This is a genomic window from Pseudomonas mosselii (assembly GCF_005796105.1).
In the GTDB taxonomy this organism is placed as follows: domain Bacteria; phylum Pseudomonadota; class Gammaproteobacteria; order Pseudomonadales; family Pseudomonadaceae; genus Aquipseudomonas; species Aquipseudomonas mosselii_C.
Map to the genome: position 1 here is coordinate 864623 of NZ_VAUO01000001.1, position 16634 is coordinate 881256.

A 16634-nucleotide genomic window follows, 5' to 3' on the forward strand; every position below is an offset into this window, starting at 1 on the left:
TCAGCAGTCTTCCTCGCCGTCGAGCAGCTGTTGTTCGAGGCTTTCGCGGTAATCGCCCGGATGCTGCCACAGACCACGCTGCTGGGCTTCCAGCAAACGTTCGGTGAGGTCGCGCAGGGCTTCGGGGTTGTGTTCGCGCATAAAATCACGGGTTGCCGGGTCGAGCACGTAGGCGTCGGCCAGACCTTGGTAATGATGGTCATCGATCAAGTGCGTGGTGGCATCGAAGGCGAACAGGTTGTCCACTGTCGCGGCCATTTCGAACGCCCCTTTGTAGCCATGGCGCTTGGCGCCGTCGATCCACTTGGGGTTCAGCGCACGGGCACGGATCACCCGGTTGAGTTCTTCCTTCAAGGTACGGATGCGTGGCCGGTCGGCCTGGCTGTGGTCGCCGTGGTAGCTGGCGCGAGAACTGCCAGCCAAGGTCTCGGCTGCGGCCAGCATGCCCCCCTGGAACTGGTAGTAGTCGTTGGAGTCGAGCAGGTCGTGCTCGTGGTTGTCCTGGTTCTGCAACACCGCCTGCACCTGGCTCAGGCGCTGGGCGAAGCGTTCACGCGCGGGGGTGCCTTCATCACTGGCACCGTAGGCGTAGCCGCCATGGTTGAGGTAGACCTCGGCCAGATCCTCACGTCCGTGCCACAGGCGCCCGTCGATGGCGTTCTGCACGCCTGCGCCGTAGGCGCCGGGCTTGGCGCCAAATACCCGCCAGCCGGCTTGACGGATGGCCAGCTCGGTATCCATGCCCTGATCGAGCAAGGCCTGGCGGTCAGTGCGTACCCGCGCGGCAAGCGGGTTCAGATCATCCGGCTCATCCAGCGCGGCTACCGCCTGCACGGCAGCATCGAACAAGCGAATCAGATTGCCGAAGGCATCGCGGAAGAATCCCGACACCCGCAAGGTGACGTCTACGCGCGGGCGATCCAGCAGGCTCAACGGCAAAATCTCGAAGTCATCGACCCGCTGGCTGCCAGTGGCCCATACCGGGCGTACGCCCATCAGCGCCATGGCCTGGGCGATGTCGTCGCCACCGGTGCGCATGGTGGCAGTGCCCCATACCGACAGGCCCAACTGGCGCAGGTGGTCACCGTGGTCTTGCAGATGGCGCTCCAGAATCAGGTTGGCCGACGCCCAACCCAAGCGCCAGGCCGTGGTGGTGGGCAGGTTGCGCACATCGACCGTGTAGAAATTGCGCCCAGTCGGCAGTACGTCCAGGCGTCCACGGCTGGGGGCACCGCTGGGCCCTGCGGACACGAAACGCCCGGCCAGTGCCGCCAGCACACCCTCGATTTCCGCAGCGCCACAGGCATCCAGTTGCGGCGCCACCTGCTCGGCCAGCGCTTGCAAGACCTGGCGCACCGGTTCCCAGACCTCCTGCGTGGGCAGTGCCAGCGTACCGTCCAAGGTCTGTTCGATGAGCGCCAGTGCCAGTTGCTCCAGACGCTCACGGGTGTCACCGGCAGTACGCCATAGCGCTGCGTCCTGTGCTTGCAGCATCGCCGGACGCGGCCCCTCCCACGGCAGACCCAGGTCACAATCCAGTGGGTCGATGCCCAACGCCAACGCCTTGGCCAGGCTGCGGATCAGGCTGGCGTTGCCGCCCTTGCCATCGCCGCGCTCGACCCGCAACAGCGCCAGCAGCGTGTCACGGCGCAGACGGCCCTCGGGCGACTGACCGAAAATGTGCAGCCCATCGCGGATCTGCGACTCTTTCAGGTCGCACAAGTAGGTGTCCAGGCGTGGCAGCCAGACCGCCGCGTCGTCGAGCTGGCCTTCGAGCGCAAGCTCGCGGTCGATATGGTTGGCCTTGACCAGTTCGAGGATATCGCGCTGCAACTCACGCGCGCGGCGCGGGTCGAGCAACTGCGCTTCATAGTACTCGTCGGCCAGTTGCTCCAAATGGCGCAGCGGGCCATAGGATTCGGCGCGGGTCAGCGGCGGCATCAGGTGATCGATGATCACCGCCTGGGTACGGCGCTTGGCTTGGGCGCCCTCGCCCGGATCGTTGACGATGAACGGATAGATGTTTGGCAGCGGCCCCAACAGCGCGTCCGGCCAGCATTGATTGGACAGCCCAACGCCCTTGCCCGGTAACCATTCGAGGTTGCCATGCTTGCCCACGTGAATCACCGCGTCGGCAGCGTAGCCGTTGCGCAGCCAGAAATGAAACGCGAGGTAGCCGTGCGGCGGCACCAGGTCCGGGTCGTGGTAGACCGCGCTGTGATCGACCTGATAGCCCCGTGCTGGCTGGATGCCAACGAAGGTCAGGCCGTAGCGCAGGCCCGCCACCATCATGCGCCCGGCGCGATACATCGGGTCCTGTTCAGGCGCGCCCCAGCGCTCGAGTACGGCGCGCTGGTTGGCCTCAGGCAAGGCGGCGAAGGCGACGTGGTAATCGGCCATGCTCAGGCTTTGGGCGCAGGGGCGCTGGTCGAGGTGGTCCAGGTCGTTGGTCACTCCGCCCAGCAACTGGTGGATCAGTTGCGTGCCGCTGTCCGGCAGACCGGCCACCGGATAGCCCTGGGCTTGCAGAGCGTTGAGGATGTTCAGCGCCGCGCCCGGAGTGTCCAGGCCTACGCCGTTGCCAATGCGCCCATCGCGAGTCGGGTAGTTGGCCAGCACCAGTGCCACGCGTTTTTCCTGATTGTCCAGGCGCTGTAGCACCACCCAGCGCCGGGCAAGCTCGGCGACAAAATCCATGCGTTCGGGATGCGCGCGGTAACACACGACATCCGACTGGCTGCGCTCGCTGCGCCAGGCCAGGTCCTTGAAACTCACAGGTCGGGTGATGATGCGCCCGTCCAGCTCCGGCAAGGCGATGTGCATGGCCAGGTCCCGGGCACCCAGGCCCTGCTCGCTCTGCTCCCAGGCTGGCTGGTTGTCCTGGGCACAGATTGCCTGCAACACTGGTACGTCGCGACGCAGTGGACGCAAGTTGGGCCGCTCGGGGCTGGACAAGGCGAACCCTGTGGTGTTGATCACCACCTGCGCCTGCACCTCATCGAGCCACTGCTCGACCTGATCCAGGCAACCGGCCTCCTTGAGACTGGCCACGGCAATCGGCAGCGGGTTCAGGCCACAGGCCTGTAAACGCTGGCAGAACACGTCGATGAACGCGGTGTTGGCTGCCTGCAAGTGCGAGCGATAGAACAACAACGGCGCCACCGGCCATTGTGGGTTCCATTCGGCGTACCAGTCCTGTAGCTGCGCGCTGGGCCTGGCCGGGTGGTACACCGCCGTGCGCGGCAACGGCTGCGGTTCATCCCAGGCGTAGTCACGTCCAAGCCACTGGCTGGCCAGGCAGTTGAACAGGTTGACGGCGTTCGCCTTGCCACCCTGGCGCAGGTAGTGCCAGAGGCGCTCGGCCTGCTCGCCGCGCACGCTGCCGAGCCCCGTGAGTTCGGGATCGGGGCGGTCGTCGCCGGGCACCAGGATCAGGTGCACGCCACGGCTGGCCAGTTCCACCAGTTGCTCGACACCGTAGCGCCAGTAACCCACGCCGCCGTGCAGGGAGACCAGGATCACCTTGGCATGGCGCAACACCTGGTCGACATACAGGTCGACCGATGCGTGGTTCTGCACCTGCATCGGGTTGGCCAGACGCAGGCTGGGGAAATCGTCCGGCAACTGCTCGGCGGTATCGGCGAGCAGTGCCAGGTGCGAATCGCCGCTGCAGAGAATCACCAGCTCTGCCGGGGTCTGGCCGAGGTCGGCGATGCTGTCGTCCGGCACGAAGCCGCCGGGCTGGGTCCGCAGCAGGTGCATCGGTCAGGCGCCCAGGGCCTGGCGCAAGCGCGCCTCCAGCTGATTGGCGTCCAGATCCTGGCCAATCAGTACCAGACGGGTGATGCGCGACTCATCCTGACGCCAGGCGCGGTCGAAGTGCTTGTCGAAACGCGTACCCACGCCCTGGATCAGCAGACGCATCGGCTTGCCGGGGATGGCGGCGAAGCCCTTGGCGCGCAGGATGCCGAACTCGGTGACCAATTGGTTCAGGGCCTCGAGCAGCAGGCCTTCGTCGGCCTCGGGCAGGTTGATGGAAATGGAATCGAAGGCGTCATGGTCGTGGTCGTCGTGCTCATCGCCGTCATGGTGCGAGTCGTGGTGGGTGCGACGACCATCGATGTGCGCCTCGGACTGCGCGCCCACGCCCAGCAGCACGTCCAGCGGCAGACGACCGCTGCTGGCTTCGATCACCTTGACCGCTGGCGGCAGCTCTTCGGCCACCTCGGCACGCACCTTGGCCAAGCCCTCGGCGTCGATCAGGTCGGCTTTGTTCAGCACTACCAGGTCGGCGCTGGCCAGTTGGTCGGCGAACAGTTCATGCAGGGGCGATTCGTGGTCCAAGTTGGGGTCGAGCTTGCGCTGGGCATCCACCTGCTCGGGGTAGGCGGCGAAGGTGCCGGCAGCCACGGCTGGGCTGTCGACCACGGTGATCACCGCATCGACGGTGCAGGCGTTACGGATTTCAGGCCACTGGAAGGCCTGCACCAGCGGTTTGGGCAGTGCCAGGCCGCTGGTTTCGATGAGGATGTGGTCCAAGTCGCCGCGGCGTGCCACCAGTTCGCGCATCACCGGGAAGAACTCTTCCTGCACGGTGCAGCACAGGCAGCCGTTGGCCAGCTCGTAAACCCGGCCGTTGGCTTCTTCTTCGCTGCAGCCGATGCTGCATTGCTTGAGGATTTCGCCGTCGATGCCCAGCTCGCCGAACTCATTGACGATCACCGCGATGCGGCGGCCCTGGGCGTTGTCGAGCATGTGGCGCAGCAGCGTGGTTTTACCCGAGCCGAGAAAGCCGGTGACGATGGTGACGGGAAGCTTGGCCAGTGTTTTCATGTCGCAGTGCCCTTGGCAGCTATGGCGCGGGCAAGCGGTACGACAGCCACGGGCGTTGCCGGCCGGGCGCGTTCGCCACCGGATCACCCCGCCCGGTTGAATGTCGAAAACGTCGCGAGGCAGGTCTCCTGGCTTGCACGGTGCCGGCCAAAGCCGACCGGCTGGCGCCTTCCCGCGCGCTGCGCAGTGGCTGTGCCAGACCTTTGAGTGCCTACAGTTGCGGGGGCAGCCGCGGCTTCTACCGCGTTCCCGTCTTAGCTCCGGCGCGCGCCGGAGAACCTCGAACCGGCAAGGCTACGCAGTGCTCGCACGACGGTCAACCGCCCGACACGATTGACGCACGTCCGGCCGCGTGATTTGCTAGCGCCCTTGCGTCAAGGTGCCCCTTTGGGGGTGAAACGGGAAACCGGTGCGTCGTGCGTCTATCGAAAAGGCCCGACAAGGCCGGTGCTGCCCCCGCAACGGTAAGCGAGCAAGGCGTCTGATCCACTGTGCCAGTAGTCCGGCATGGGAAGGTGACGCCAACGCTGGAGCCAGGCTCCACCTCGCCAGCCCGGAGACCGGCCTTGCGTGCTACCAACACCCCGCGGTGGGCGGGCGCTGTCGTACTCCCTGGGCCATTTCGCGCCCGGGGCCGCCGCGCTTGCCCGTTGCCAAAACAAAAGCAGCAGAGGAACGCGTCATGCCTATCAGCAGTGCCAAACACAGCATCGCCACCCCGGTTACCCTCAGCCAGCGTCTGGTCATCGCGGTGGGCGCCTGCCTGCTGGGCCTGAGCCTGGTATATTTCGCCGGTTTCTCGCACATCGAGGCGGTACACAACGCCGCTCACGACACCCGCCACAGCGCCGCATTCCCCTGCCACTGAGTAGCCCAGCATGATCATGCGCATTGCCCGCACGGCGGGTTTCAGCGGGCTGCTCGCCGCCCTGCTGTTGACGTTGCTGCAGAGCTTCTGGGTGGCCCCGCTGATTCTGCAGGCAGAAACCTACGAAAGCGCCGCACCAGTCACCGAACACCACGAACACGGCAATGCCACTGCGACCCACGAACATGAACACAGCGCCGAAGCCTGGGCGCCGGAAGACGGCTGGCAACGGGTGCTGTCCACCACCGGTGGCAATCTGGTGGTTGCCGTGGGGTTCGCGCTGATCCTAGTGGCCCTGTATAGCTTGCGCGCCCCCGGCCGGACCAGCACGGGCGCCTGGTGGGGCCTGGCCGGCTTTGCAGTGTTCTGCCTGGCACCGACCCTGGGCCTGCCGCCGGAACTGCCAGGCACTGCCGCCGCCGACCTGGGGCTGCGCCAAAGTTGGTGGATCGGCACTGCGGCCGCTACGGCCGCAGGCCTGGCACTGCTGGTGTTCGCCCGGCATTGGCTGTTCAAGGTGCTTGGCGTGGCGCTGCTGGCGATCCCGCACGTGATCGGCGCACCGCAGCCGCCCGTGCACGAAAGCCTGGCGCCCGAAGCGCTCGAAACGCAGTTCAAGGTCGCTTCCTGGCTAACCAACGCCGCGTTCTGGCTGGCCCTTGGCCTGCTCAGCGCCTGGCTGTATCGCCGCTCCAGCCAAGCCTGATGGCGGCCTGTACACAACCGCCTGCGCTGTTCGCGGGCTTTGGCTGCCGTCGCGGCTGCCCGGTAGAGACCCTGGCCGCCCTGCTGCGCCGGACCCTCGCCGGGCATGGCCTGCCCGTCAGCGCCTTGCGCGGTATCGCCAGCATCCACGCCAAAGCCCGCGAGCCAGGGCTGCTAGCCTTGGCCGAGCACCTGGACCTGCCACTTGTCTGCTTCGACGCAGGACACCTGCTGACCTTCGAGCCACTGCTCAGCCAGCGTTCGGCCGCCGCCTTCGCCCAAACCGGTTGCTGGGGCGTGGCCGAGAGCGCAGCATTGTGTTTGGCCGCCAGCCAGACCCAACAGCCACGCCTACATGTGCCCCGCCAAGTCTTGGGTGGCGCAACCCTAGCGCTGGCCTGCGGCGGATAATCCGTACTTTTTGCAAGGATCCTTCATGACGGTCTACTTCATCGGCGCAGGCCCCGGCGACCCGGAATTGATCACGGTCAAAGGCCAACGCCTGATCCGCCAATGCCCGGTGATCATCTATGCAGGCTCCCTGGTCCCTCCGGCGGTACTCGAAGGCCACAGCGCCAGCCATGTGATCAACAGCGCCGAACTCCACCTGGAGCAGATCATCGAGACCATGCGCCAAGCCCACGCCAACGGCCAGGACGTGGCCCGGGTGCACAGTGGCGATCCGAGTTTGTACGGTGCCATTGGCGAGCAGATTCGCCACCTGCGCGAACTGGGCATCGACTACCAGATCATCCCCGGAGTCACCGCTACCGCGGCCAGTGCAGCCCTGCTCGGCTGCGAACTAACGCTACCGGGTGTAGCACAGACCGTGATCCTCACCCGCTACGGCGACAGCTCGCCGATGCCAGCCGGCGAACAGCTTGCCGACCTGGCCCGGCACCGCAGCACGCTGGCCATCCACCTGGGCATTCGCAACTTGGCGCGCATCGTCGAGGAACTGCTGCCGCACTACGGCGCGCAGTGTCCGATAGCCGTGGTGCACCGCGCCACCTGGCCCGACCAGGACTGGGCCAGAGGCACCCTGGCAGATATCGTCGAGCACGTCGCACGCAAAGGCTTCCGGCGTACCGCGCTGATTCTGGTCGGGCATGTGCTGGGCGATGCGCCGTTCGCCGACTCGGCGCTGTACCGCGCCAGCCATGCCCACCTTTACCGCCCGGGCACTTGAGGTGATTGCTCGATCACGCCACGGCGTAGCACACTGGTGCTCCCCTACCGATAGAGGCCATGACCATGCTCGAACTGCGCCCCAACTGTGAATGTTGTGACCGTGACCTGCCGGCCGATAGCCCGGATGCAGTCATCTGCTCGTTCGAATGCACGTTCTGCCAAGACTGCTCCGTCGAGCGCCTTCAGGGCCGCTGCCCCAATTGCGCCGGCCAACTGAGCCCCCGCCCGACCCGTGTTGGCCAGGCCTTGCAAAATAACCCTGCTTCCACTCAACGGGTCGTGAAGGCCCATAGCACCTGCGTTTGAGTCTCGAAGCACGAGGGCGGTCCTACGCCATCTTGTAGTCCTTTTCAACAAAACCCTGTTGTATTTTCAACACGCCTATACTGTCCTATTACCAAGGCTCCTGAATCTCCGTAATGTGCGCTCCCCCCAGCTCTGCAGCCCCAGGCCGAGCCTGCTGGTTGGCTGGAAGCGAGCACTTTTGAACAGGAGTTTAACCATGACATCCGTGCTGCTGGTCGATGACCATCACATCGTTCGTCTTGCCGTGCGCATGCTGTTGGAGCGTGAGCGGTTCACCGTGGTCGGCGAGACCGGCAAAGGCAAGGAGGCAGCCAGCCTCGCGATGCAAACCCGGGCCGAGGTTGTCATTCTCGACATCGGCTTGCCGGACCTTGACGGCATGGAGGTGATCAAGCGCCTCAAGCTGCTGGAGCCGCCCCCGAAGATCATGGCCTTGACCGGCCAACCTGCCGACCTGTACGTGCGCCGCTGCATGGATGCCGGCATCAGCGCCTTCGTCAACAAGGACGAGGACCTCGATGCTTTGGTGTTCGCCCTCAAGGCCCTGGTCAAGGGCTACTCGACCTTTCCCCAGATGGCGGTCAACAGCAACTCCCTGGAAAGCGAAAGCGAACGCCTCAAATGCCTGTCAAACCGCGAGATGGAGGTGTTGCGCAGGCTGTGCGCCGGCCAATGCAACAAGCTGATCGGCGAGCAGATGAACCTCAGTGCCAAGACCATCAGCACCTACCGCGGGCGTATCCTGGAAAAGCTCAAGGCCGAGTCGCTGGTGGAGATGGTCGATCTGGCCAAACGCAACAAAGTGGTCTGATCCAGTGTACAAAGGGCCTGCGCTTTGCCTGCTGCTGGTCGCGCTGATACCTTGGGCGTACGCCGAAACTGCGAGTGAAAGCCGCCACTTGCTGGCTCGCTCGCACAGCGCGGCGTCCACTCTGAATCTAACCTTGCCTGACCGGGCATGGCTGACCACCCACGGCGATTTGCGCCTTGGCATCTCGCATCCCGATTACCCGCCCTTCGACATCAACGCCAGCCAGGCGGACTACGAAGGGCTGAGCGCCGACTACGCCGGGCTGATCGGCGAGCAGCTCGGGGTCTCGTTCCAGGTCAAGCGCTACCCGACACGCGCCCTGGCCATCGCGGCGTTGCACCGCGGCGAGATTGACCTGTTGGGCACCTCGAACGCGTTCGAGGCTGCCGATGCGGAGCTGACTCTGAGCCAGCCCTATGCCGACGACCTGCCAGTGATCGTTGCACGTCAGGGCCAGTCGCTACGCGAACCCGGCGCCATGTCCGGGGTACGCCTGGCCATGGTCGATCACTACCTGCCCCTGGAAACCGCCCAGCAGCTCTACCCTGACGCCCGCCTCAGCCTGTATCGCTCGACCCTGTCGGCCATCGCGGCGGTCGCGCTGGGCCAGGCCGATGCCTACCTGGGCGATGCAATCAGTACCGACTACGTGATCGGCAAGGGGTATCAGGAAATGGTCAGGATCGATCACTTCGTCATGGCTCCGGCCGGGGCTTTCGCGTTCGCTCTGGATCGCGACAACACGCGCCTGCTGCGTCTGGTCGATACCGCCCTGTTGCGGATCGCTGACAGCGAACGCCTGAACATCCTGCGTCGCTGGACACGAGGCAGCACGACCACGCTGCTCAAGCGCAACCTGGACGCACTCACCGCCGAGGAGCGGGCGTGGATCGAACATCACCCTCGCATCCGCGTGATGATCAACACCAGCCTCGCACCCGTCACCTTCAGCGATGCGCAAAGACAACCGCGCGGGCTGGCCATCGATGTGCTCGAACAAATCAGTCGGCGCACCGGCCTGCATTTCGACATGGTCGAGTCGGACTCCTTCGCCGACATGCTCAAAGCCGTGACCCTGGGCAACGTCGACATGCTCGGGGCAATCGGCTATGACCCGCAGCAAACCACACGCCTGCGCTATACACGCCCGTTCATGGTCACGCCTCGGGTCCTGGTGACCCGAAACGACGCCCCGCCCCTGGATCCTGAACGCCCGCTCGACGATCAGCGTGTCGCCGTGCTGCAAGGCTCGCCCCTGCTCAGCGACCTGCATCAAAGCGCGCCACGCGCACGCGTGATCGAAGCGCAGAATCCACTGCAACTGTTGCAGTTAGTGCAGGAAGGCAGAGCGGATGTGGCCTTGAGCCCACAGGTCAACGCGGCCTATTTCATCAATCAAATGGGCAAGGGCCGCCTCAGGATCGCCGGCCAGTTCGGCGACGAGCCCATCCCCGGCACGTTCGCCGTCAACCCTGCCCACCCGCAGCTACAGGCCATCCTGGACAAGGCGCTGTTGAGCCTAGCGCCGGACGAGCTGGACCAGTTGGTCAAGCGCTGGCCCAGCAGCGCCGTGGCCAGCGACAGCCCGTGGCGCAACTACCGCACCCTGGCCCTGCAGATACTGGTACTGGCCGGCGGGCTGCTGGCAGGCGTGGCGTTCTGGAACAATTACCTGCGCAAGTTGATTCACCAGCGCACCAAGGCCCAACGCGCCCTGCAGGAACAGTTGGGGCTGAGCCGGGCCTTGCTTGAACAACTGAGCCAGGCGAAAAACGATGCTGAGCAGGCTAGCCAAGCCAAGAGTACCTTCCTGGCGGTCATGAGCCACGAAATACGCACCCCGATGAACGCAGTCATCGGCCTGCTGGAACTGGCCCTGCAAGACAGCCGGCATGGCCGCAGCGATACCCTGGCATTACAGACGGCGCACAGCTCGGCGGTCGGCTTGCTTGAACTGATCGGCGATGTGCTCGACATCTCGCGGATCGAGTCGGGGCACATGAGCCTGCAACCTGCGCCCCTGGATTTGGTAACTCTGGTCCGCGCGACCCTGCGCATGTTCGAAGGCAACGCACGGGCCAAGGGCATCGCCCTCCAAGCTACGCTGCCAGAGTCTTCCTGCTGGGTCGAAGCCGATCCGCTGCGGCTCAAGCAGGTGCTGGCCAACCTGCTGAGCAATGCGATCAAGTTCACCGACACCGGACAGGTCAAGGTCAGACTACAGACCCTGCCCGGCGCCGAAGACAGCCTTGCGGTCCGGCTGTCGGTCGAGGACAGCGGCGTCGGTATCAGTGCCACCGACCAGGCTCGGCTGTTCCGCGCCTTCGCCCAGACCGACGTGCAGAAGGGGCGCCAAGGCGCCGGGTTGGGCTTGGTGATCAGCCGCAACCTGTGTGAGTTGATGGGCGGCGAACTGAACCTGCACAGCCAGCCAGGCCAGGGCACTGGCGCACATGTTTGCCTGAACCTGCCGCGCGCACATGCGCCAAGCGCGCCGGCGAGCACCGACGCCGAGCCCGAGCTTGCCGCGCCGCATCCGTTGCGCATCCTGGTGGCAGACGACTATCCGGCCAACCTGCTACTGCTGGACAAGCAGCTGCGCTCGCTCGGCCATCACGTGAGCCTGGCCGAGCATGGACAGGCCGCGCTGGCGCTCTGGCAGGATGGGCAGTTCGATGTACTGATCACCGATTGCAGCATGCCGCACATGGACGGCCACGCACTCACCCGACAGATCCGCGCACAGGAACGCGAACGCCAGCAGCCTGCCTGTCGAATCATCGGGATCACCGCCAACGCGCAAGCCGAGGAACGCCAGCGCTGCTTGGACAGCGGCATGGACGAATGCCTGTTCAAACCGCTCGGGTTGGCCGCTTTACAAGCCAGCCTGGCTCATGTCGATCGACTGCCGTTCGGCGAGCACACGCCACATCAACGCGCCAGCGGCTTCGAGCTGGCGAAACTGCGCCACCTGACCCAGGATGATCAACACTTGACCCTCACCCTGCTCGGCCAGCTGGCCGACAGCACAGCCCAAGACTTGCAAGCGCTGCGCGAATTGGGTACGCACGCGGCACCCGAGGCGCTGGCGATGGCTGTGCACCGGATCAAGGGCGGCGCCAAGATGCTCAGGGTCAGTGGCGTGGTCGAAGACTGCGAGGCCATGGAACAGGCCATCGAACAAGGCAAGGCCTTGCAAGGGCCGCTGGCCGTACTGCTGGCCAGCCTGCAAAGCCTGGAGCGCGAACTGCGCCAAGGCTTCAATGCAATTGCAGGGTCGAATTGATCTGGCTGATCGCATCCACCACATGCCGCGAGCCTTGCTGGATCTCCATGATCACCGTGCCGGCCTCGTTGGCCAGCTCCACGCCGATCCCGGTGCGGCTCAAGCTTGACTGCATACTGGCCACGGCGGTCAACGACAGGTCATGGTTGCGCTTGACCACTTCGACGATTTCCACGGTCGCCTTGCTGGTGCGTGCCGCCAAGCTACGCACCTCGTCGGCCACCACCGCGAAACCACGCCCGAACTCACCCGCGCGCGCAGCCTCGATCGCCGCATTGAGGGCCAGCAGGTTGGTCTGATCGGCGATCCCACGGATGGTCAGCACGATCTGGCCAATCGCCTCCGACTGGCGACTCACCGCATCGATACTGCGCGCGGCATCGTTGAGTTCGGCGGAGATCTGCTCGATCACCTGCACGGTCTGTTGCACGACTTCAGTCCCCTTGCGCGCGCAGGCGTCGGTCTGCACTGAGCTGGCATGGGCAGCATCGGCGGCGGTCTGCTGGGTGCTGACCTGCTGGGTGATGTCGCTGGCGAACTTCACCACCTTGTACAAACGACCCTTGTTGTCGAAGATCGGGTTATAGGAGGCCTCCAGATAAACCGTGCGACCGTGCTTGTCGACCCGTTCGAAGCGGTGAGAGTGGTATTCGCCGCGGTTGAGCGAAGCCCAGAATTCGCGGTACTGCGCCGACTCGCGCTCGTGGGCCAGGCAGAACAGCCCATGATGGCGGCCAACCACCTCTTCCAGGCGGTAGCCCATGGTGTCGAGGAAATTCGGGTTGGCTTTGATGACCCTTCCCTGCGGGGTGAACTCGGCCACCGCCATGGATCGACCGATGGCTTTGAGCAGGCTCTCGCTTTCGTGCTCTTCCATCACGTGACGGGTGATGTCGGAGGCGATCTTGATCACACTGGTCACCTGCTGGCGCGCGTCGAGCACCGGCATGTAACTCGCCTCCAGCCACACCTCGCGGCCGCTCTTGTCCAAGCGCTCGAAGGTGCCACTGATGGCCTTGCCTGTAGCCAATTCCTGCCACAGCTGTTTGTACTCGGCGCTCTTGGCGTAGCTGGGGTCACAGAAGATGCGGTGATGCTTGCCGCGAATATCGTCGGCGGCGTAACCCATGGTCTTGCAGAAATTCTCGTTCGCATCGAGGATCGTGCCATCGGGCGCGAACTCGATCATCGCCATGGAACGGCTGATCGCGGCAAACTTTGCCTCAATGCCTTCCAGGGCTTGGTGGCAACGCTGAATCTCGACCAGATCGGACTTGCGATGGTACTCGAACATGACCGGGCCTCCTTCTGCCCACAGGATGTTCCTGAGCATAGATCGGCGTGCGCACCGTGCAAGCGAACTGACATCACCGCGGCGTGGACCCTACCGCGCGGCACTGCTCAGGAGCTTTCGCGTACCACCAGTTCGAATCCCAGGTCCTGGCGCTCGCTTGCGACCCGTTTGCCATCGAGCAGGCTCAGCAGCGCCTGGGCGGCCACCCGCCCCACCGCTGCCCGTGGCGTTCGTATAGAGGTCAGCGGCGGCACCATATGCGCAGAAGCCGGCAAGTCATTGAAGCCCACCATGGCCACCTGACGCGGCACCTCGATGCCTTGACGCAGGGCTTGTAGCACCGCGCCTTGGGCCAGGTCGTCGTTGCAGAAGAAGATGCCGTCGACATCCGGTGCCTTGGCCAACAAGCCGCTGAACAATGCACCGCCCAGGCCGATCGATGACGGCTGCGGGTCGAGCATTTCCAACTCGGGCGCGTGCAATCCGGCATCGACCAACCCTTGACGGAACCCCTCGGCACGCTGCATGACCCGTGGATCGAGCTGCGCGGCGATGAACGCCAGGCGCCGTCGGCCCCGGGCAATCAGGTGACGCGCCGCCGCCCGGCCTGCTTCGTGCTGGGAGAAGCCAACCGACAGCTCGCCGGCCTCGCCAACCAGCTCCATCATGTGCACCCGTGGCACCCCGCTGGCCGCCAGCAACTGGCGCGCACCGTCGCTACGCTCGAAGCCGGTGAGCAGGATACCGCAGGGCTGGTATGCCAGGTAATTGCGGATCAGGTTCTCTTCTTCGGCGATATCGTAGTGATAGTTGCCAATCAGCACTTCAAGGCCACGCGGCCGCATGACTTCGTGAATGGCCTCCAAGGTATCGATGAACAACTGGTTGGACAGTGACGGAATCAAGACCACCACCGACTGGCTGCGCGCCGAGGCCAGCGCGCGGGCTGCCGGGTTGGCCACGTAACCCAGGCTGGCGGCGGCGCTCATGACTTTTTCGACAAGCGTCGGCGCCACTGTGCTGACCCCACGCAGGGCGCGCGAGGCGGTAATGGGAGAGACCCCGGACAGTCGGGCGACTTCTGCCAGAGTGGGACGACCTGTGGTGCGCGAGCCGATACGAGACATGGATGTTGTAATTTTACTACTTGCAGGAATGGGGAACGGTCACTAAGGTAGCGCTGTCTCAGGACGCAGGCAATGCAAACCTGGTAACGGTCATGCAGCACGCGTCCATACTGCCTAAGACAAGACCAATAACACCCGGGAGGGTGGCGCACGCAACTCTATCTCGGCCTGACCGAGACAGCGCTATCTCACCCAGCAGGAGGTACTGATGAACCCTTCCCTGTCCGCGATCGTGGTCATGGGCGTTGCTGGCTGCGGCAAGAGCTGCGTCGGCGACGCCATTGCCAGGCGCAGCGGCGGCCGCCTGATCGAAGGCGATGCCTTTCACCCAGCCGAAAACATCCAGAAGATGAGCGCTGGCATTCCCCTGAACGACGACGACCGCGCCGGCTGGCTGATACGCCTGGGCCAGGCGCTACAGGACACCCTCGCCGCTGGCGAGCGCCCTATCCTGACCTGCTCGGCGCTCAAGCGCCGCTACCGCGAGACGTTGCGCGAGGCAGTGCCGAACCTGAGGTTCGTGTTTCTCGAACTGACGCCGGAGGAAGCTGAAAAGCGGGTCCTGGCACGCCCTGGCCACTTCATGCCCGCAAGTTTGATCGACAGCCAGTTCGCGACGCTCGAAGCGCCACATGGAGAGCCGCTCACCTTGGCCTTGGATGCCACCCAGTCCATCGAGCGCCTCGCTGATGCCGTGGACAACTGGCTAAAGCCCCACGGTGAGCGGAGCCTGGCGCGCACGGCCTGATCGGGCAGTTCTCCAGCTCACCAAAGATAGCGCTGTCTTACCCTGTTACCGCACCACGCTACGCCCCTAAAACAACGACAAGACCGAGGCTGACGATCCATGTTCGGACTAGCTACTGATACCTTCCTGCTGCTCGACGCGCTGGTCACCATCGTCGGGCTGATCCTGCTGATCACCCATTTCAAAGTCCATCCCTTCGTTGCCCTGACCCTGGCGGCAGGCTTCCTTGGCCTGACCTCCGGCATGCCGGTGGCGAAGGTGATGAAATCGTTCCAGGACGGCTTCGGCGGCGTGCTGGGCTTTGTCGGCATCGTCCTGGCCCTGGGCACCATGCTCGGCAAGCTGATGGCCGACTCCGGGGGGGCCGACCAGATTGCCCAGACCCTGATTCGCGCCTTCGGCAAGCAGAAGGTGCACTGGGCAATGATGTTCGCCGCCTTCCTGGTGGGCATCCCGCTGTTCTTCGAGATCGGCTTCGTGCTGCTGATCCCGCTGGTGTTCATCGTCGCCCGCCGTTCGGGGGTTTCGCTGGTGAAGATCGGCATTCCGCTGCTGGCGGGGCTTTCGGTGGTGCACGGCCTGGTACCGCCACATCCGGGCCCGTTGCTGGCAATCGGCATCTTCCACGCCGATATCGGCAAGACCATCTTCTACGGCCTGCTGGTGGCGTTGCCCACGGCAGTGATCGCAGGCCCGCTGTTCGGTAATTTCATTTCCCGCTACATCCCCGGCAACCCGTCCCAGGAGTTGATGGACCAGATCGCCCGGGACTCCAACCAGCAGAACCTGCCAAGCTTCACCATCACCCTGGTTACCGTGCTGCTGCCAGTGGTGCTGATGCTGCTCAAGACCTTCGCCGACGTGGTGCTACCAGCCGAGCACATCGTACGCCAGTGGATGGACCTGATCGGCCACCCGATCACCGCCCTGCTCGCCGCCTTGCTGCTGGCCTTCTACACCTTCGGTTCGGCCCGTGGCTTCAGCCGCCAGCAGATCATGAAGATGCTCGACCAGAGCCTGGCCCCCACGGCCGCCATCGTGCTGATCGTCGGCGCCGGCGGCGGTTTCAAGCAAATGCTGGTAGACACGGGCGTGGGCAACGTGATCGGGCAAATGGCCGTTCAGGCCGAGATCTCGCCGATTCTGCTGGCCTGGCTGGTAGCGGCCGTGATCCGCATTGCCACCGGCTCCGCCACCGTTGCGACCATCACCGGCGCCGGCATCGTCGCTCCGGTGATCGACCTGGTGCCTGGGGTCAACCGCGAACTGCTCGTGCTGGCCACCGGGGCCGGCTCGCTGATCCTGTCGCACGTCAATGACGCCGGTTTCTGGCTGGTCAAGCAATACTTCAACATGACCGTGGCCGAAACCTTCAAGACCTGGAGCATGATGGAAACCATCCTGTCGGTGGTCGGCATCATTTTCATCATGCTGCTGTCGATGGTGGTGTGACCGTTGATCGGGA

13 protein-coding genes, 1 pseudogene and 2 riboswitches are annotated in these 16634 nt (G+C 64.5%); of the genes and pseudogenes, 9 read left to right on the forward strand and 5 right to left on the reverse strand.

What is annotated here, in order from left to right; translation table 11 throughout:
• Together cobN and cobW are read right to left on the reverse strand one after the other, a co-directional pair.
• Complete coding sequence (cobN, locus tag FEM01_RS03795; RefSeq protein WP_138217930.1) at window positions 1–3762, reverse strand: cobaltochelatase subunit CobN; 3762 nt, start codon at window positions 3760–3762, stop codon at window positions 1–3.
• Between the two features lie 3 nt (window positions 3763–3765).
• Window positions 3766–4833: a cobalamin biosynthesis protein CobW gene (gene cobW / locus FEM01_RS03800; protein WP_138217931.1), complete on the reverse strand. Its 1068-nt coding sequence runs from the start codon at window positions 4831–4833 to the stop codon at window positions 3766–3768.
• 101 nt (window positions 4834–4934) lie between these two features.
• Window positions 4935–5131: riboswitch (cobalamin riboswitch) on the reverse strand.
• A gap of 63 nt (window positions 5132–5194) precedes the next feature.
• A riboswitch (cobalamin riboswitch) is annotated at window positions 5195–5416 on the forward strand.
• 99 nt (window positions 5417–5515) lie between these two features.
• Here cobW and FEM01_RS03805 point away from each other — a divergent pair.
• From FEM01_RS03805 to FEM01_RS03835, 7 genes are all read left to right on the forward strand, one after another.
• Complete coding sequence (locus tag FEM01_RS03805; protein WP_138217932.1) at window positions 5516–5701, forward strand: CbtB domain-containing protein; 186 nt, start codon at window positions 5516–5518, stop codon at window positions 5699–5701.
• Window positions 5702–5711: 10 nt separating this feature from the next.
• Window positions 5712–6407, forward strand: coding sequence for a CbtA family protein (locus tag FEM01_RS03810; protein ID WP_138217933.1), 696 nt, complete (start codon window positions 5712–5714; stop codon window positions 6405–6407).
• Window positions 6407–6817: a cobalamin biosynthesis protein gene (locus tag FEM01_RS03815; RefSeq protein ID WP_138217934.1), complete on the forward strand. Its 411-nt coding sequence runs from the start codon at window positions 6407–6409 to the stop codon at window positions 6815–6817. The genes FEM01_RS03810 and FEM01_RS03815 overlap by 1 nt, the downstream gene beginning before the upstream one ends.
• A 25-nt stretch (window positions 6818–6842) precedes the next feature.
• On the forward strand, window positions 6843–7595 hold the full coding sequence (gene cobM, locus FEM01_RS03820) for a precorrin-4 C(11)-methyltransferase (RefSeq protein WP_138217935.1): 753 nt from the start codon (window positions 6843–6845) through the stop codon (window positions 7593–7595).
• Window positions 7596–7660: 65 nt separating this feature from the next.
• On the forward strand, window positions 7661–7903 hold the full coding sequence (locus tag FEM01_RS03825; protein WP_138218172.1) for a DUF1272 domain-containing protein: 243 nt from the start codon (window positions 7661–7663) through the stop codon (window positions 7901–7903).
• A 196-nt stretch (window positions 7904–8099) separates the two neighbouring features.
• A complete protein-coding gene (locus FEM01_RS03830; RefSeq protein WP_138217936.1) occupies window positions 8100–8714 on the forward strand; it encodes a response regulator transcription factor in 615 nt (204 codons plus the stop codon).
• A gap of 4 nt (window positions 8715–8718) precedes the next feature.
• Window positions 8719–12000 (forward strand): transporter substrate-binding domain-containing protein, encoded by a 3282-nt coding sequence (locus FEM01_RS03835; RefSeq protein ID WP_138217937.1) that lies wholly within the window; start codon window positions 8719–8721, stop codon window positions 11998–12000.
• Here FEM01_RS03835 and FEM01_RS24625 read toward each other — a convergent pair.
• The 3 genes and pseudogenes from FEM01_RS24625 to FEM01_RS03845 form a co-directional block, all read right to left on the reverse strand.
• Window positions 11975–12469: a methyl-accepting chemotaxis protein gene (locus FEM01_RS24625; protein ID WP_431188552.1), complete on the reverse strand. Its 495-nt coding sequence runs from the start codon at window positions 12467–12469 to the stop codon at window positions 11975–11977. The genes FEM01_RS03835 and FEM01_RS24625 overlap by 26 nt on opposite strands.
• Window positions 12470–12511: 42 nt before the next feature.
• A pseudogene (locus FEM01_RS24630) lies at window positions 12512–13333 on the reverse strand (PAS domain-containing protein); the annotation flags it as partial.
• A gap of 68 nt (window positions 13334–13401) precedes the next feature.
• Window positions 13402–14421 (reverse strand): LacI family DNA-binding transcriptional regulator, encoded by a 1020-nt coding sequence (locus FEM01_RS03845; protein WP_138217939.1) that lies wholly within the window; start codon window positions 14419–14421, stop codon window positions 13402–13404.
• 208 nt (window positions 14422–14629) lie between these two features.
• Between FEM01_RS03845 and FEM01_RS03850 the strand changes: the two genes are divergently transcribed.
• Entirely contained in the window at window positions 14630–15169 is a 540-nt protein-coding gene (locus tag FEM01_RS03850) for a gluconokinase (protein WP_138217940.1), read from the forward strand.
• Between the two features lie 99 nt (window positions 15170–15268).
• Entirely contained in the window at window positions 15269–16621 is a 1353-nt protein-coding gene (locus FEM01_RS03855; RefSeq protein ID WP_138217941.1) for a GntP family permease, read from the forward strand.
• Window positions 16622–16634: the final 13 nt, after the last annotated feature.